This is a genomic window from Streptomyces sp. NPDC004051 (genome assembly GCF_053604275.1).
Genome location: NZ_JBSGHG010000004.1, coordinates 187,720 through 204,783, shown reverse-complemented (window position 1 = coordinate 204,783; position 17,064 = coordinate 187,720). Strand labels below are relative to the sequence as shown.

At 70.2% G+C, this 17,064-nt stretch carries 12 protein-coding genes and 2 pseudogenes; 8 read left to right on the top strand and 6 right to left on the bottom strand.

Going from position 1 to position 17,064, the window contains the following annotated elements; genetic code table 11:
- The first annotated feature begins 3 nt into the window (after nucleotides 1-3).
- Genes ACWEQO_RS07910 through ACWEQO_RS07900 form a run of 3 tightly spaced genes read left to right on the top strand, consistent with a single transcriptional unit; the run spans nucleotide 4 to nucleotide 2,779 of the window.
- Complete coding sequence (locus tag ACWEQO_RS07910) at nucleotides 4-813, top strand: ABC transporter ATP-binding protein (RefSeq protein ID WP_452980100.1); 810 nt, start codon at nucleotides 4-6, stop codon at nucleotides 811-813.
- Nucleotides 810-2,207 carry a hypothetical protein gene (locus tag ACWEQO_RS07905; RefSeq protein ID WP_452980097.1) on the top strand — a complete coding sequence of 466 codons (1,398 nt, stop codon included), beginning with the start codon at nucleotides 810-812 and terminating at the stop codon, nucleotides 2,205-2,207. Before ACWEQO_RS07910 ends, ACWEQO_RS07905 begins: the two co-directional genes overlap by 4 nt.
- Nucleotides 2,204-2,779, top strand: a complete 576-nt coding sequence (locus ACWEQO_RS07900) for a hypothetical protein (RefSeq protein WP_361452479.1) — start codon at nucleotides 2,204-2,206, stop codon at nucleotides 2,777-2,779. The genes ACWEQO_RS07905 and ACWEQO_RS07900 overlap by 4 nt, the downstream gene beginning before the upstream one ends.
- 102 nt (nucleotides 2,780-2,881) lie before the next feature.
- On the opposite strand, the gene ACWEQO_RS07895 is transcribed toward ACWEQO_RS07900, so the two are convergent.
- Nucleotides 2,882-4,276: a DEAD/DEAH box helicase gene (locus ACWEQO_RS07895; protein ID WP_452980093.1), complete on the bottom strand. Its 1,395-nt coding sequence runs from the start codon at nucleotides 4,274-4,276 to the stop codon at nucleotides 2,882-2,884.
- Between the two features lie 244 nt (nucleotides 4,277-4,520).
- Here ACWEQO_RS07895 and ACWEQO_RS07890 point away from each other — a divergent pair, with 244 nt between their 5' ends.
- Complete coding sequence (locus ACWEQO_RS07890) at nucleotides 4,521-5,732, top strand: globin domain-containing protein (protein WP_452980090.1); 1,212 nt, start codon at nucleotides 4,521-4,523, stop codon at nucleotides 5,730-5,732.
- Between the two features lie 45 nt (nucleotides 5,733-5,777).
- Here ACWEQO_RS07890 and ACWEQO_RS07885 read toward each other — a convergent pair whose 3' ends face one another.
- Nucleotides 5,778-7,163 carry a PASTA domain-containing protein gene (locus ACWEQO_RS07885; RefSeq protein WP_452980087.1) on the bottom strand — a complete coding sequence of 462 codons (1,386 nt, stop codon included), beginning with the start codon at nucleotides 7,161-7,163 and terminating at the stop codon, nucleotides 5,778-5,780.
- A gap of 334 nt (nucleotides 7,164-7,497) precedes the next feature.
- Here ACWEQO_RS07885 and ACWEQO_RS07880 point away from each other — a divergent pair, with 334 nt between their 5' ends.
- Together ACWEQO_RS07880 and ACWEQO_RS07875 are read left to right on the top strand one after the other, a co-directional pair.
- Nucleotides 7,498-7,704, top strand: a complete 207-nt coding sequence (locus tag ACWEQO_RS07880; RefSeq protein WP_361452467.1) for a hypothetical protein — start codon at nucleotides 7,498-7,500, stop codon at nucleotides 7,702-7,704.
- A gap of 432 nt (nucleotides 7,705-8,136) precedes the next feature.
- Nucleotides 8,137-8,706: a hypothetical protein gene (locus ACWEQO_RS07875; RefSeq protein ID WP_452980084.1), complete on the top strand. Its 570-nt coding sequence runs from the start codon at nucleotides 8,137-8,139 to the stop codon at nucleotides 8,704-8,706.
- A 237-nt stretch (nucleotides 8,707-8,943) separates the two neighbouring features.
- Here ACWEQO_RS07875 and ACWEQO_RS07870 read toward each other — a convergent pair.
- Nucleotides 8,944-9,273 (bottom strand): annotated as a pseudogene (locus ACWEQO_RS07870) (transposase); the annotation flags it as partial.
- A 73-nt stretch (nucleotides 9,274-9,346) separates the two neighbouring features.
- Here ACWEQO_RS07870 and ACWEQO_RS07865 point away from each other — a divergent pair.
- Nucleotides 9,347-10,593, top strand: a protein-coding gene (locus ACWEQO_RS07865; RefSeq protein WP_452980081.1) for an IS3 family transposase whose coding sequence is annotated in 2 segments (ribosomal slippage) — nucleotides 9,347-9,689 and nucleotides 9,689-10,593 — 1,248 coding nt in all. Because the reading frame shifts where the segments join, the coding sequence is not laid out codon by codon here.
- Nucleotides 10,594-10,836: 243 nt separating this feature from the next.
- Here ACWEQO_RS07865 and ACWEQO_RS07860 read toward each other — a convergent pair.
- Nucleotides 10,837-11,632: pseudogene (locus tag ACWEQO_RS07860) on the bottom strand (IS256 family transposase); the annotation flags it as partial.
- Nucleotides 11,633-12,094: 462 nt separating this feature from the next.
- Between ACWEQO_RS07860 and ACWEQO_RS07855 the strand changes: the two are divergent.
- Nucleotides 12,095-12,223 (top strand): DUF6408 family protein, encoded by a 129-nt coding sequence (locus ACWEQO_RS07855; RefSeq protein WP_361452461.1) that lies wholly within the window; start codon nucleotides 12,095-12,097, stop codon nucleotides 12,221-12,223.
- A 55-nt stretch (nucleotides 12,224-12,278) separates the two neighbouring features.
- On the opposite strand, the gene ACWEQO_RS07850 is transcribed toward ACWEQO_RS07855, so the two are convergent.
- Nucleotides 12,279-14,393, bottom strand: a complete 2,115-nt coding sequence (locus ACWEQO_RS07850; RefSeq protein WP_452980274.1) for a DUF2075 domain-containing protein — start codon at nucleotides 14,391-14,393, stop codon at nucleotides 12,279-12,281.
- A gap of 204 nt (nucleotides 14,394-14,597) precedes the next feature.
- Complete coding sequence (locus tag ACWEQO_RS07845) at nucleotides 14,598-16,487, bottom strand: DNA/RNA helicase domain-containing protein (RefSeq protein WP_452980077.1); 1,890 nt, start codon at nucleotides 16,485-16,487, stop codon at nucleotides 14,598-14,600.
- Between the last annotated feature and the right edge of the window lie 577 nt (nucleotides 16,488-17,064).

Here is a 17,064-nt window from a genome sequence, read left to right as displayed (position 1 = left end):
CACATGACGTCCGCCGTGAGCGCGGCCGACCTCGCACCGACGGCCTACGCCTGGGAGATCCGGGCCACCGGGCTGAAGGTCAGGGTCGGCAGGAAACGCATGGCCGTCGACGGCCTCGACCTGTCGCTGGGCACCGGCGTACACGGGCTCCTCGGCCCCAACGGGGCGGGCAAGACCACCCTCATCCGGACCCTGGCCACCGTGCTGCGCCCCACCGAGGGCACCCTGGAGCTGCTCGGCGAGTCCGCCGACGGCAGGGGCGGGCACCGTGCGCTGCGCCGCCGGATCGGTTACCTGCCGCAGGAGTTCGGCTACTACAAGCGTTTCACGGTGCGCGAGTTCGTCGAGTACATGGCGTGGCTGAAGGAGGTACCGAAGGCGGAGATCCCCGCGGCGGTGCAGCGCGCCGTGGAGCGGGTGGGGCTGGCGGACCGCGCCGACGAGAGGATGAAGGCCCTCTCGGGCGGCATGGTGCGCAGGGTCGGTATCGCCCAGGCCATCGTCAACGACCCGGCGATCCTGCTGTTGGACGAGCCGACGGTCGGCCTGGACCCGGCGCAGCGGCTGCGCTTCCGCGAGTTGCTCCAGGAGTTGGGCACGGACACCTGTGTGCTCGTCTCGACCCATCTGGTGGAGGACGTCGCCGCCGCCTGCACCGACGTGGTGCTCTTCGCCGAGGGCCGGCTGGTCTTCCAGGGCACCCCGGACGAGCTGGCCGCGGCGGGCGGCCCCGAGCACGTGGGCGACAGCCCCCTGGAGCGCGGCTACTCGGCACTGCTGCAGGGTCCCGTCCGGGAGAGGGGCACCTGGTGAACACCCGTGTTCTGCGCATCGAGTTGAGGCGCTCCGTCGCCCCGTGGGCCGGCGCTTTGGTCTTCACGAGCGCGCTGGCGTTCCTGTACCTGGTGGACGCCTCGTGGTGGAGGGGCACCACGGCGTGGACGGCCCAGTGGACGTCCATGGCGATGTGGACCCGCTCCCTGCTGTTCTACCTGTGGCCGCTCGCCGTGGGGCTCGGGGCGCTGCAGGGTCTGCGCGACCACCGCTCGAAGATGCCGGAGCTGCTGACGACCACGCCGCGACCCGCCCGGCACCGTGCGGCCGCGCTGGCGGGCACGACGGCGCTCACGCTGGCCTCGGCCTTCACGCTCCTCGTCCTCGTGGGCGCGGTCCAGGTGGCCGCCCACACCGAGTACACGCACCTCGGGTGGCTGCCGATCTCGCTGGTGGGGGCACTCTTCCTCGTCGCGGGTGCGGTACTGGGCATGGGTGCCGGGCGGGCCCTGCCGTCCGCGCTCACCCCGCCCGCGCTGACCATGGGCGCCTTCGTGTTCACGGCCCTCATGCACATGTCGTTGGGCCGGACGGAGACGACCACGGCGACGGGGGTTCCAAGCATGGAGCCGAACCGGGTCTCCCTCCTGTCCCCGGCGGTGGAGGAGGTGCGCAACGTGCTCGTCACGTTCTCCGCCGCCGTGCACGTCGGGCAGACGATCTGGCTGCTCGGCATGGCCGCGACCGGCTTCGCACTGCTGGTCGCCACGACCCGGCGCGCCCGGCTGGTCGCCCTGGCTCCCGTCCTGGCGGGCGCGGTGCTCGCCCTGCTCGTCCTCCCCTCCGACCCGCGCCGGATGTACGTCGTCGACGAGGCCGCCGCGGAGCTGGTGTGCGACGGTCCGGTGTGCGCGACCCAGACGCACCGGACCCGACTCGCCGACCTCGCAGGCCCCGGCAAGGAGGCGCTGCGCCTGCTGCACGGCGCCCTGGGCGACCGGGCCCCGGTCTCGGTCCGGGAGAACACCGCCGTACTGCCGGACGGCGCCATGCCGCAGTGGTCCGGCGAGACCGTGCTCTTCGACTTCGACGACAACATCGTCGCCGCCGCGAAGGGCGAGGAACTGACCCGGGCCCTGATCGCCAAGGCCATGGTGCCGGGGTGCACCCCCGTGGGCTGGAGCGGTTGGGGGACCGAGGACTTCGCGCGGGCCGTCGCGGTGGGCTGGGTCCTCGGGGACCTCAGGCCGCTTCCCGGCACGGAGCCGGCGAGTCTGCGCAGCGAGGTCGAGACCGAGACCCGCCCGGTGTGGAAGGAGCTCACGGCGCTGCCGCGGGCCGAGCAGCTCTCGCGGATCAACGCGATGCGCGCCGCCGCGCTCTCCTGCGAGGGCGACGCCTTCGAGGCCCTGTCCGGCGGTGCGTCCCGGTGAGATGGCTGACGCTGTACGCGCGCTCGCGTCAGGTGCCCGCGTCGCTCGCCGCGGTGGTGATCAGCACGGTGGCGGCGTGGGCGCTCTCCCGGAACGGGGGCGGGGGGCCCGGCGATCCGCGGCTCCCCGTCCTCCTCCTCGCCGCGGGGGCGATGGCGGCCTCGACCGGGCTCAGCGGGCAGGACCTCGCACTGGACCGGACGGCCGCGATCCGCTGGATGCCCCGCAGGGCGGCGCACGTGCTGCTCGCCGGCGCGGTCGTCGGCACGGCGCTGCTGGCGGTGCGGGCCACGGGCGAGGACATGGCCTCCACCGCGTTCGTCGTCCGGAACAGTGCGGGCCTGATGGGCCTGGCCGCCCTGGGCGCGGCGCTCTCGGGCGGGCAGTACGCGTGGACGCTGCCGTTCGCCTGGCTCTCGTTCGCGTTCTTCGCCCCGCCCCCGACGAGTGTGCCGACGCAGGTGGCGTCCTGGATGCTGCTGCCCCCCGGAACGACGGCGGGCACCTGGACGGCCCTGGCCCTCACGGTCGTCGGCACCGCGGCCTACGCCGTCGCGGGCCCGAGACGGTGACCGGACCGGATGTTCGACGGGCCCGCCGCCCGTTGCTCGGCTCACCCGCTCGACACGGCCTTCGGCCTGGCGTTTGGCCAGGCAATGGCTTCCTGGCCCGGTTCAGCGCCCCCTGCGCACCCGGGCCGCCGCCCGGGCCTCCGCCGCCTTGCGGGCCTCGGCGGCCTTGCGGGACTCCTTGCCCGGACGGCCCGGGCGGCTGCCGAGGCCGCGGAAGGGCGCATTGCCGCTGCCGGCCTTCGTCCCGGCCGGCGGGCGTTTCGCACCGGTGAGGGCGGTCAGCGTCGCCTCGCCGGAACGCACCGGGGTGACGGTCGGCCGGACACCGGCGTCGGACATCATCCGGTTCACCTCGCGCCGCTGGGCGGGGGTGACCAGGGTGACCACGGTCCCGGACTGCCCGGCCCGCGCGGTGCGCCCGCCGCGGTGCAGGTAGTCCTTGGGGTCGGCCGGCGGGTCGACGTTGACGACGAGGTCGAGCGCGTCGACGTGGATGCCCCGCGCCGCGACGTTGGTGGCCACCAGCACGGTGAGGTCACCGTCCGCGAACCGGCCGAGCGTGTGCGTGCGCTGCGGCTGCGACTTGCCGCTGTGCAGGGCGCCGGCCCGCACGCCGGCGGCCCGCAGATGGCGTGTGAACTGGTCGACGCCCGCCTTGGTGTCCAGGAACATCAGCACCCGGCCGTCCCGGGCGGCGATCTCGGTCGCCGTGGCGTACTTGTCGGCGGGATGCACGGTCAGGACGTGGTGGTCCATGGTGCTCACCGAGCCCGCCCCGGGGTCGACCGACGCGTGGACCGGGTCGGTCAGATGGCTTCGCACCAACTGCTCGACGTGACGGTCGAGCGTGGCCGAGAACAGAAGCCGCTGCCCGTCGGCGGGGACCTGTTCCAGGATGTCCGAGACCTGCGGCAGGAACCCCAGGTCGCACATCTGGTCCGCCTCGTCCAGCACCGTGATCCGCACCTGGTTCAGATGGCAGTCCCGGCGCGACACGAGGTCGGCCAGCCGCCCCGGCGTCGCGACGACCACCTCGGCACCGCTCCGCAGCTCCGCCACCTGCCGGTTGATCGACAGCCCGCCGACCACCGTCGCCAGCCGTACGTTCAGCGTCCGCGCGTACGGCACCAGGGCGTCGCTCACCTGCTGGGCGAGCTCCCGGGTCGGGACCAGTACCAGCGCGAGCGGCCGCTTCGCCTCCGCCCGCCGACCCGCCGTCCGGACGAGCAGAGCGAGCCCGAAGGCCAGCGTCTTGCCGGATCCCGTGCGTGCCCGTCCGAGGACGTCACGGCCGGCCAGCGCGTCGGGCAGCGTCGCCGCCTGGATGGGGAACGGTTCCGTCACCCCGAGCCCGCCCATCGTCTCCACCAGCTCCGGCGGCAGCCCGAACGCGTCGAAGGACGCGGCCGGGGGCGCCTCCGGCGGCGCTGCCACTCGCGGGGACGTACCGCCCCCGGAGAGTCCGGAGAGTCCGACGGTCGACGGCTTCGCGTTCATGGGGCACCTTCCTGATCCGGCGCCCGGAGCGCACCGGGGCCCGTACCGTTCGGTACGGGCCCCGGTGCAATGAAGCGCGGGCACAGCTTATCAGCGGCCCGGAACGCACCTCCGGCGCCGACTTCCCTTCCGTCACCGGCGCCCGCGCCCTCCGAGCGGCCCCGACCGCCGGCAAGCCGTGTCACTCAGGAGGGGGCGGGTACCTGGAGCGGGCCAGGAGCCCCCGCCGACCTGGAGGGAAGCCATGCTCTCCGACACCTCCCGCCCCGTCGTCACCGCCACACTCCCCGTGGTCGCCGACCACATCGGTGAGATCGCCCAGCGCTTCTACCGGCACATGTTCTCCGCGCATCCCGAACTCCTCGACGGCGTCTTCAACCGCGGCAACCAGGCGCACGGCCACCAGCAGCAGGCCCTGGCCGGCTCGGTGGCCGCGTTCGCGACGACCCTGGTGGAGACACCGGAGCGGGTGCCGGAGCAGCTGCTGAGCCGGATCGCCCACAAGCACGCCTCGCTCGGCATCCGCCCGGACCAGTACCCGATCGTCCACGACCACCTGATGTGGGCGATCGGCGACGTCCTGGGCGACGCGGTCACCGCGGAGGTCGCCGCGGCCTGGGACGAGGTGTACTGGCTGATGGCCAACGCCCTGATCAACCAGGAGCGCGGTCTCTACAGCGCCCGCGGGGTCCGGCCGGAGACGGTCTGGCGGGACTGGCGGGTGGAGCGGAAGATCAGGGAGACCGACGACGTGGTCACCTTCGTGGTCAAGCGGAACGACGACCGCCTGGTGAAGACCTCGCTGCCGGGCCAGTACGTCACCGTCCGGATGCGGATGCCCGACGGGAAGCTGCAGCCGCGTCAGTACAGCCTGACCCGCGCGGACGACGGCGAGCACCGCCAGTTCTCGGTGAAGCGGGTGCGTGGTGAGGACGGCGACCCCGACGGCGAGATGTCGGCGCTGCTGCACGACTCCGTCCAGGTGGGCGACGACCTGACGCTGTCGCTGCCGTACGGCGACGTGGTGCTCGACGACTCGGGACGTCCGGTGGTGTTCGCCAGTGCGGGCATCGGGGTCTCCCCCATGGCGGGCATGCTGTCGCACCTGGTCACGGCCGACTCCGGGCTGTCGATCACCCTTCTCCACGCCGACCTCGACGAGGCGTCCTTCCCGCTGCGGCGGCAGGTCGTCAACGACGTGCTGGCGCTGCAGGACGCGCGGATGCACCTCTGGTACGAGAAGGGCGCGCACAGCCTCGAACCGGTGAACGGCGTCTTCGAGGGACAGATGGACCTGTCCTCCGTCGACATTCCCGACGACGCCCTCTACTACCTGTGCGGGCCCCTGCCCTTCATGCAGGCCGTACGGAGCCGGCTGATCGAGCAGGGGGTCGCCCCGCGCGACATCCAGTACGAGGTCTTCGGCCCCGACCTGTGGCAGGCCGACCTGGACTGACCGTCGTGCCGCCGGCGGCAGGAGCGGGCCGGGAGTCGTTTGCGGTCACCCGGAGTTGTATCCCCATCGGGCGTTGCCGTCCTTGCCCATGAAGCACTTCGCGGGCCGCCCGTCGGTGGTCGTCGCGACGGCGCCGACGGGAGAACAGTACTGACCGAACTGGACGCCGGGCCGGCTCCCGGTGCCGCCGCCCGAACTGCCGGAGGAACCCCCGCTGGTGGAGCCCCCACTGGTGGAACCGCCGCTGGTGGAACCGCCGCCGGACGAGCCGCCACTGCTGCTGCCGCCCGTGGTGCCGCCGCTCGAGCCGGTGCCGTACGAGGGCCGCGGTCGCGGCTTCGACTCGGGCTTGGGCTCGGGCTTCGGTTCAGGCTTCGGTTCAGGCTTTGGCTCCGGCTTGGGCTTCGGTTTCGGCTTGGGTTTGGTGCAGGGGTCGCTGGGGCCGATCAGCCACAGGTCGATCTGCGTCCCGGTCGAGACCTCGGTGTCGGGCTCCGGCTGCTGCCTGCACACCTGCCAGTCGGCCAGTTCCTCCAGCCCGTCGTACAGACGCTTGCCGGTGTGGGCGTGGAAGTAGATCACGTGCTCGAGACCGAGGTCGCCGAGAGCACGGGAAGCATCGTCGGTCTGCTCGCCGACGAGGTCCGGCACGACGATCCGGCGGGGGCCGTGCAACCGGGGCGGGCACTCCTCCTTCTCCGGAACCGCGTACAGGGTCAGCGTCCTGGCTGCTGGACGGACCGTCTCGTCACGGACCGGGCTCTGGAAGCAGACCTGCCAGCCGCTCGTGGTGGTGTTCACAGGCCGCTGGTCGGAGGAGGCGTCGGCTGCCGACACCGTCTTCCACGGATGCAGGTCGGCCGACACAGCCGCCAGGGCGAGAGAGGTACCCGTGAAGTCGGGGACGGTCAGAGCGGGCTCGGGCTTCTGGACCACGGCCTCCTTCTCGCCGGCGCCCGGGCCCAGGTTGGCGAAGAGGAATCCGATCACCGCTACGGAGACGAAGACAGGGTGTCGGCTTATCCAGGTGGCGAACCGTGTTCCGCGGCCTGGGCGCAAGGGGGAGTCGGGAGGGAGAACCTCGCCCGTGGCCACGAGGAGCTCGCCCCTCGGGTCGAGTTTCGAGCCCCACAGCTTGTGCGGATGCCCGTGGACGAGGACCTCGACGGACCGGAACATGCCGTAGGTGCGGCGGGAGATCCGCAGGGGTGCGGGGACGCGGATCGCCCTGGGTCTCACCAGACCCCGTAGAAGAACGAGGTCGTTCTTCGTGAGCACGGCCCAGCCCCAGCCGTTGCGGTAGACGGCCCGGACGTCTTCCTGTGGGCCCAGTTCTCCCAACAGCGCCTTCGCCTGGTCGTCGGACAGGGAGAGACTCTCACCAGCGGCGGCTTCGGCGGTGCGCCGGTCCTTGGCCAGCAGATCGGACAACGGTTCTCCAGCTCTTTCGAAAAGTTCTCCGGACGCGTCGAGCTGTGAGCCCCGGAAGCCGGTACGCCACCCCTGCACGGAGACACGCCCCGCACCGCCGGACGCTGTGCGGGAGGCACTGCGCGACAGTTACCGACAAATGCAGATGTTAACGGCTGCCGATCCGGGCCCGGACACCGGCAGGACTCACCGAAGGCACCCGTGACCTGCGCCGATCCCCCGGAGCCATCCTGCTCGCCCCGCCGGCACGCGGCAGCGGCCCGTGCCACCCGCCCACGCGAAGACTCAGGTGAAGCCGCCGTACCGGAAGCACCGGGAGACGTATCGTGAGGCCGTGAAGAGACGGCGTTGGTGGGTTCTGATCAGCTTGTGGGCCATGTGGTGGGCGGCCGTTACCGCTGCCTTTGCGCTTCTGGGTGCGGTTACCGATCAGCCGATGGGTCTTGGGGAGTGCGCGGCGGGCGCCGCGTTTGTGATTGTCGTCGGTGAACTCGGCGACCGCCTGCGGCGACGCTTCTTTCCTCGCCGCGAGGTCGGCTGACCGTCCGACTCGTCAACGCTTGCTGCGTCGCCGGAACTTCGACCCGCGAGTCAGGCGGGACATGGTGCGGAGGGGCTGCTTCCTGAACGGCCTCCGCGGGAGGGCGGGTGTCGTCGGGCTGCGGCCGAAGAGAGATGGCCCGGCCCCTCAGCAGGACCAGGACGATCAGTCGCGTTAGTGCTCACGGGAGCGGAATCCACGAAACCCCGGGCTATCACCACAGCCTGAGATCTCTGCCGGACTGGGGGGGGTTCATCGGTGCCCGTCCCGGCCGGGAACGCCGGGGCGTCGAGATCCTTTCCTCATGCCGGTGACGACACCACCGCTTGATGCCGCTGGGGCGGCCGTATACCCGTCGATGACAGCAAACCGGTGAGTGGTGGGGAATACCAGGAAGAATGCCGGGAGACTGGTGAGCAAGGGGGCTGAGTGATGAGTACGGCGTTGGTGGCGCTTGCGGCTGCGGTGCTCGGAAGCGGGGTTTCCCTGACGTCGGTGTTCCTTACGCAGCGCGGTGCGGAACGTGGTTGGATCCGTGAACATCAGCGGATCGAGCGGCATCGCCAGGAGGACCAGGTCCGTCAGTGGGACAGCCGATTGCTGGAGGAACGGCGCGCCGCGTACTCGCGGTTGCACTCCGCAGCGCGAGCAGCCCGGGACACCCTGGCCGGATGCATGCACGATCTGCGCCGGGCCGACACCTTGGAAGAGGCCCGGAAGGCGGAACTGGATGAACGCTGGAACGCCTACGCCGTTCAGCACGCGGAATCCCACATGATCGTGTCTGATGCCGTACTGCCCGTCCTGGGGGCCGCCAATGGTTCATTGCGAAAGATCTACGGGCTGGTCAAGCGTCTCGAAGCGGGGCAGCCGAGGCAGGAGGAGAACGTCGAAGAACTGAGTCGGCAGGTGGACGAGCTCTGGGACCGGCTGACTGATCTACGGGATGAGATGCGCCGTGACCTCGGCATCACCGCACGCGTGGAGCCACCGAACAGGTAAAGGAACACGGCCGCCCCGTAAGGCGAGCTTGCTTCGAAAGTTCGGGCGTGGACTGTCGACCAGTTGGTCTGACCCTTTCTCCGAAATCGTCAACGACGTCCGTACACCGGTCGACAGGCGTCGGTCCCGGCTGGCTCAAGCCCAAGAAGCCTCAACCCGTCTGACTGCATAGTGCGTCCCTGGGTCACGTCCGCTGGAGTGGTGTATCGACGGCCACTCGGTGATCTCGTTGTGAGGCTATGCGGTGAGTTCGGTCGGCAGGACGGTGTCGTCGGTTTCTGACTCGATCGGGTGGAGGCGGGCCTTGGCAAGGAGTTCGCGGCTCATGTAGCGGCGGGCCTCGGTCCACTCGTCGTGCTGCTCGGCCAGGGCCGCCCCGCCCAGGCGGATCACGGCGGTGCGGTCGGGGAAGATACCGACCACGTCGGTGCGACGGCGGATCTCCTTGTTCAGCCGCTCCTGCGGATTGTTCGACCAGATCTGCCGCTAGATCTCGCGCGGGAAGGCGGTGAAAGCCGGCAGGTCGTGCTGGGCGGCGTCCAAGTGGGCTGCCGCCTTGGGGAACTTGGGGCCTCCCCCTGAGCGGTGGACACGCTGATACTGGATCTGCTTGATCCGGAGGAAGCGAGAAAGACCGCCGATGGCGATGAAGGACTACTCGGACGAGTTCAGGGCCGATGCTGTGGCCCTGTACGAGTCCACGCCCGGGGCGACCTATAAGGGAATCGCCGCTGACCTGGGCGTCAACCGGGCCACCCTGCGCGAGTGGGTACTGCGGGACCGCGAACGACGTGGCATCGCTGCCACCGCCTCGTCGGTGGGAAAGGAGACGCCGGCCCGGGCCGGGCAGGCGGCACCGTCCGCCGGTCCGGACGAGCGGATCCGTCAGCTGGAGGCCCGGGTGGCCGAGCTCGAGGCGAGTGAGCGCAAGCTCGCCACCGAGCGGGACATCCTCCGCAAGGCAGCCAAGTATTTCGCCGGGGAGACGAACTGGTGAGCCGCTTCCAGTTCGTCGCCGACCACCGGGACGCCTTCGGCGTGAAGCGGCTCTGTGAGGTCCTGGACCTGAACCGGTCCAGCTACTACAAGTGGCTCGCCGGCGCCGCAGGCCGGGTCGCCAGGCAGCGTGAGGACCGGCTCCTGGCCGAGAAGATCCGTCGCGTCCACGCCGAGTCCGGCGGCGCCTACGGCTCGCCCAGGGTGACTGCAGAGCTGCGGGAAACGGGCCTACGGGTCAACGAGAAGCGAGTCGCCCGCGTGATGCGGACGTTCTCCATCGCCGGCATCCGGCTGCGCCGACGTGTCCGCACCACGGTCCCGGACCCGGCCGCATCCTTGGTCCCGGACCTGTTCCAGCGGGACTTCACCGCCACCGAGCCGGGCCGGAAATACATGGGTGACATCACGTATCTCCCGCTGGATAACGGGGAGTTCCTCTATCTTGCGACCGTGCTGGACTGTTTCAGCCGCAAGGTCGTCGGCTGGTCCATCGCCGGCCACATGCGCACCGGCCTGGTCGCCGACGCCCTGCGGATGGCTGCCGTGACCCGCGGCGGCCTGGACGGCTCGGTGTTCCACTCCGACCACGGAGCCCAGTACGCGTCCCGCGCCTTCGCCGACCTCTGCGACCAGCTCGGGGTCACCCGGTCGATGGGAGCGGTCGGCACCAGCGCGGACAACGCGGCCTGCGAGAGCTTCCACGCGTCCCTGAAACGCGAGACGCTCCGGGGCGCCCGCGACTACGGCGACGCGGTCACCTGCCGCAGGACCGTCTTCGCCTGGCTGACCCGCTACAACACCCGCCGTCGGCACTCCACCAACGGCCACCTCAGCCCCAACGAATACGAACGCCGACACCACGCGGCTAAACTCACGCTCGCCGCGTGAGCAATGACCGCGTGTCCACCATCACGGGTGAAGGCCCCTTGGCTTCCAAGGCGTCCAGGACATGCCGCATCTGGGCTGTCACCACGTCGGCATCGGGCTGTTCGAACACCGTCCGCAGCAGGGTCGCCATCCTCCCCCAGCCTCCGGCCGGGGGTACCCCCAGGCTGGGCCGACTTCGGCACCTGGCTCAGCAGATTGTGGGTGATGGGGGCACCGCCCGCGCCCGTTCAGGGCGTGGGGGAGGGTCCGGCACCGCTGCCACGATGAGCCGGGCAGGACGGCACCGATCGCGTCGACCAGGCCGGCGTGGGCGTCGGAGATGACCAGCTGGACGCCGGACAGGCCCCGGGCGATGAGCGAGCGCAGGAAGGCCAGCCAGCCGGCACCGTCCTCGGCGGTGGCCACGTCGATGCCGAGGATCTCGCGGTGCCCGTCGGCGTTGACGCCGACCGCGATCAGGGCATGGACGTTGACGATCCGGCCGCCCTCGCGGACCTTCTGGGTCAGGGCGTCGACCCGGACGAAGGAGTACGGGCCGGCGTCCAGGGGCCGGGTGCGGAAGGCGGCGACCTGCTCGTCCAGGTGCTTGGCCATCGCGCTGACCTGGGACTTCGACAGCTGGGTGACGCCCAGGGACTCGGCGAGCGTCTCGACCCTGCGGGTGGAGACGCCGAGCAGGTAGGCGGTGGCGACCACGCTGATGAGGGCCTGCTCGGCCCGCCGACGGCGCTCCAGGGGCCAGTGCGGGAAGTAACTCCCGGACCTGAGCTTGGGGACGGCCAGCTCGACGGTGCCGGCGCTGGGGGTACCCCCGGCCGGAGGCTGGGGGAGTGTCCCACTCGCGCGGGCGGTAGCCGTTGCGGTGGTTGACTCTCTCGTCGCTGACCTGCCCGTATTCGGCGTTGCAGAGGGCGTCGGCCTCGGCGGACATGAGCGCGTCGGCGAACGTTTTGATCATCGCGCGCAGCAGGTCGGGACTCGCCGCGGCGAGGTTCTCCTCGGCGAAGGCGTGCAGGGGCAGACTGTCCGGTGCGGTCATCGTGCTGATCTCCTTCAAAGACTTGGTCGTCTTGAAAGATCAGCCGGTGGCCGTTCTCATATCCGGGCACTCACTCCGGCGCCGGGCCAAACACCCGGATCAGGTGGGAGCCCGTACACCATTTCCCAGGACGCAACCCACTGTCCTGCCCGTGTGCGACTCCGAGAACATGCGCATGCCGTCACGTGTGCCCGTTCAAGTCCCGTCCTGGCTGCAGCCGGACCGAGGACCGCGTCCGAACGCACTCCAGCGGTGGCCGAAAAGCATGAGCCCTCAACAGTGGTGCACTACCGTCACTTCTGCTGCGCACCTTCCCGGAGGGTACGTCTGCGGTGTTCGGATGCCGGTTCCCGGTTGTGACTGACGAGTGGTTTCCGCTGCGTGCCACGCACGCGGCGTGAGTGCGGATGCCCGGTAGGGCGGTCCCTGCCATTCCCAGCTCACGCCAAGGAGTGGACATCCATGAACCCCGTTGAGTACAAGCCTGCACGTCGTCACCGGCTTCGCGAGATCCTGGTCGACGTCGCCGCCGGTGTCGCCACCCAGCTCGTGGTGACGGCCCTGGCCGCGGCAGCGCGCCTGGTCTTCTGACGCAGGCTTGTGGCGGGCCCGGAGAGCCCGCCACTCCGCATGCGAGCAGTCCGCTTCAGAACAGGGACAGGTCGGGCGAGTGCGGGCCCGTGCTCTGGCGCTTCTTGCGGGGGCGCCGCCCTCGGCGCGGCCGGGGCAGGTGCGGCACGCGTGCTTCCTCCGGCAGGTTCTCCCAGGTGGGGCGCAGCCCGTGTATCTGGAGCCCGCCGACCATGTCCTTCAGGTAGTTGCGGGTCTCCTCGTCCGTGGAGTAGAGCACCGTCGCCCGGCTCGCCCGGGTCATCAGCACGTGGTAGGCGTGGCGGACCAGCCGGGCGAACTCCTGCTCACCGACGCTGCCCGCCTTCACCTTGGGGTCGAACGAGCCCGGGACGGCGACGCGCTTGACGCCGGACTCCGGGTCCTTGCGCTCCTTGCCCCGTCGGAACACCCACCGGCCGTCCCGGCGCACCATGTCCTCACCCAGGATCACACCGCACCAGTCCCACTCGAGACCCTGAGCCGTGTACACACAACCGATCTGATCAAGCCCTTTCTCGTGCACGGACCAGATCTTGGACGGCGGCGCCCCGTTCTCGCAGAACGCGTCGCTGTCCGCGTTCCACGGTCGGTGCCAGTCGCCGATCCGCACGTCGGCCTCCAGCCGCCTCTCCTTGCCGATCGGCTTCGTCCAGGGCCAGCAGTACCCCGCGACGAGACGGGCGGACGCCCCGGCCAGCGCCTCGGTACGGATGATCCGTTCGAGTTCCTCCGGGCTGTCCGCCACCTCCACGTGCATCAGTCCGTCCGGCGTCCACTGCTCCGGTTCCTCGTCCGCCACCCCGAGCACGGCGCGCACCCAGCGGATGTAGGCGTCGCTGCCACCGCAGCGGAACTGTTCCCGGAGTCGGTACCGGACAAGAGCGGCGCCGTACCGTTGCGCCGCGTTTTCGATCAGCTCGACGGTACCGACCTCGTTCGGCCGTACGGACTGCCCCTCGTCGAGGAAGAACACGGTCAGACGGGACGCGTCGAGAAGCTCGTCGACCTGGGGTTTGGTTCCCTGGTGCTCGGGCTTCCAGAAGCGGTTGGTCGAGCGGTCCCGCAGGCGGTGCGCCTCGTCGCAGATCAGCACGTCCAGCGGCGGATCCGGTGGGGTGACGAAGTTGCTGAAGTAGGTGAAGGTCTCCTTGAACTCCCGGTCCCCGTAGCCGACGTGCTCCTGGATCGCGCCGTTGAAGGCTCTGCTGCCGCTGGCGTACTTGACCGTGCGGCCGCCTGCCTCCAGCTCCGCCTTGATCTGGAGGCCGATGGCACTCTTCCCCGTACCGGCACCGCCGGTGACCAGGAAGACCACGCGCCGCTCGTCCGGCACGAGGGCGGGGCGCTGCGGATCCGGGAGGACTTCGGCCGCGGTGTCCAGGATCTGGTCGGCGACCTTCTTCTGCCGGCCACGCAGGGTGAACACCGTGTCCTCTCCGCGGGAGCGGATCATGGCGTCGAGCAGGGGTGTGTTGCGTAATCCCATGCTCTGCAGCAGTACCTCGGCCGCGGACGCGCCGCCTTCGTCGGCGAAGTGCTTACGGAGGTCGGAGATCAACTGCTCGCGCCGGTCGTTCGTGTAGACGCGGGCGTAGGCGCCGGTCGGAGCGTCCACGTCGACCAGGGGCCGGACGGAGGCGTCGGTGGCGTTGTGCAGGTAGGCGAACCCGCCGCATTCGAAGTCCAGTCCGTGCAGCGGCCCCCTGTCGCCCGTGAACGCCTCGTAGTACTCGCGCAACTGCAGGGCGGGATGCTTCTTCCTGCCCATTCCCGGTACGTGGACCAGTTCCGCGGTGGCCCGTTCCACTCGGGTGACCGTCGACCAGCGCTTCAGCTCGACCAGCTGGACGGACAGTCCCTTCTCTTCCGGGTGACGGCCCACGAGGACGACGTCGATGAGCCTGGGGTCGCCGGGGCGGTCGGCCTCGTCGAGGGTGGCGGCGCACTCGACGATCATCTCCACGTTTCCGCGCCCGGCGGCGACCAGGTCCTCCGCGAGGTGCACGAGGCTCTCGGCCCACGCGGAACGTTCCGACAGCGAGGCGTCGGCGCCTCGGAAGTGCCGCCATCTGGCGGCCAGGTGGGGCACCATACGGCGCCTTGAGTTCAGGGTCAGCAGATCCTGTGCTGCAAGCCGCAGCAGGAGCATGGACACGAGGTGGGTCCCCCAGAGCACGAGTGACTCGTGCGGGTGGGGGCGTGTCCTCTCGTGAGGAAGCCCGTCGGGCCGCAATCAGTACTCGGGATCTTAGGAAGACCAGCTGCCCTACGGACGACGACGACACCGTGATCGACGCGAAGCGTAGCCATCATGGCCGGATCGTGTGCTCCGTGGCGAGGACCTGCCTCCCCGTCACACCGTGGAAGCCCGCCGCTCCAGCCGGCCGCCCGCCAGCTTCCGCAGCTTCTCCCGCGTCTCCGGGTCCGTCGAGTACACGATCGTGCCGACCATGCCCCGGGTCAGCAGCACCTTGTAGGTGTTGCGGATCAGCCGGTCGACGTCGTCGTCCGGGGTCGATCTCTTGAAGACCGGGTCCTTCGACGCCGTACGGTCCGTGATCCAGCGGTCGCCGCGCCAGAGCAGGTCGGGGCCGATGATGACGCCGGACCAGTCGTACTCGAAACCCTGGGCGGTGTAGACACAGCCGACCTGGCCGAAGCCGGCCGGGTCGGTGGCCCACAGGGCGGACGGAGGCGCACCGGAGACGGAGCGCTCGCCTCGGAGGTTCCAGGGGCGGGACCAGTCGCCGATGACGACGTCGGCCGGAAGCGGGTCACCGGGCTTCGGCTCCGGAGACCAGGTCCAGCAGTAGCCCGCGGACATGCGAGCGCCGTAGCCCTCGCTTCGGCGGGCTTCGAGGAAGGCCTCCATCTCCTGGGGGCTCTCGGCGACGAGCAGCCGCATGCGGTCGTCGGGCTCCCAGACGACCGCGCCGCCGGGCTCCAGACCCAGGAGCCGCACCACCCAGCGCAGATAGGCGTCGCTGCCGCCGCAGCGGAACTGGCTCTCCAACGGCACCACACGGCACTCCAGGCCCTTGGCCGCCGCGGCCGCCTTGATCTCCTGCACCGTTCCCATCTCCCCCGGGCGCACCACCTGGTGCTCGTCGAGGAGGAAGACGGGGACGCGGGCGACATCGATGAGTTCTTCTATCTGCCGTTTGCCCGTGCGGTGTGCGGCCGGTGTGTAACGGTTGGCGGACGTCTCGCGGATGCGGTGGGCTTCGTCGCAGATCAGGACGTCGAGGGTGTTCTTCTCGGTCGTCATGAAGCTGTTGAAGTACTTGAAGAGCTCCTGCACCTCGCGCTTACGGGTGCCCGCGACCTTGCGCATCGTCTTGGTGAACGACTGGGAGCCGGTGGCGTGCAGGGCCGGAACACCCTGACGGTACAGCTCGCCGAGCAGGGAGAGCGCGATGACGCTCTTGCCGGTGCCAGGGCCGCCGGTGATGACCACGACTTCCTTGTGATCGGATTGCTTCGCCCTGCGTACGGCGTTGAGCACCATGCGGTACGCGACCTGCTGTTCGTCCAGGAGGACGAACTGCTCGCGCTCGCGGACCTCCTGGGCCGCCACCGACATGAGCTGCTTGGACGGGACCGTCCTGCCCGCCTGGAGTTCGTCAGCGGCCCGGGCGCCCGGGTGCCGGCCGCTGAGCCGGGTGCGGAGGTGGTCGATGAACTCGCCGCGCCGCTCGCCCGTGAAGAGCTGGCCGCGCTCGTCGAGTTCGACCGCTCGCAGTCCGCTCACACCGAACTCGGTCGCGTTGTGCAGGAACGCCACGCCGCTGACCCGGCCCGGGTGTTCGGCCACCGCCCCGTTGAAGTTGACGAGGTACTCGCAGTAGCGGCGCACCTGCTCGATCGGGTTGAGGACCGGATGCGTGTAGGCGTCGATCCGGCACAGCACCGGATCGTCCTCGTCCGGCTCCGCCTGGCTCCACTGCTTCAGCTCGACGACGACGTACGACGGCTCACCCGTGACCGGGTGCACGCCGGCGAGCACGGCATCGGCGCGCTTGCTGTTCAGCGGGAGGGCGTACTCCAGCATCATCTCCACGTCGCCCAGGCCGGCGTCGTCGAGCGCGGCGGCCAGGACGGGGATGCTGCGCTCCCAGGAGCGCACTTCCGAGGTGCCGGGCCGGTAGCCGTGCATGTGGACGAACTGGTCGGTGAGGTGCAGGAACAGCGAACCGTCGAGCGCCATGACGGCGACCGTTTTCGCGGACGCGCGGAACAGCAAGGACTTCCCCCAGGCAGCACGAAGTAGCTCGTGCGGGTGGGGGCGTGTCCTTCGAGACCCCACTGAAGTGGAGCGGAAGCCCGTCGGGCCGCGTTGACGATGGGTCCGAGGCTACCTGGCGTCACCGACAACCGTGCGGGTGCCCTGGAGCAGGAAAGGCGACAGGTGTCGGTGCGCCGAAGTGGGGGCCGGGTCTGACCCCGGCCCCCACTCACCGGTCGATCACTTGCCGGTGTCGACGATGCCCGGCGCCGCGTGGAGGACCGGTTCGACGTGCAGGCGTGTGCCGTCCCTGTCGAAGGCGCCGCCAGCACACCCATCGCGACGAGGACACCGGCAGCGGCACCCGTGCCGGACAGTCTCTTCTTCCTCAGCACCGCCTGGAGGGATGGCATGAGGATGTGACGACGGTTCGTCGACGCTCATTCCAGAAGTCGCGCTGCTTGTGGACCGCAGACCGGGTCCGAACGCGCACCATTCCCCCCACCTCGTGCCGACACGGCTATGGACGGCGACTGCGCGCTTGCCGCAGTACCGACCGGTTCTGGCCCACGCCAAGATCCTCGAGAGCGGGACC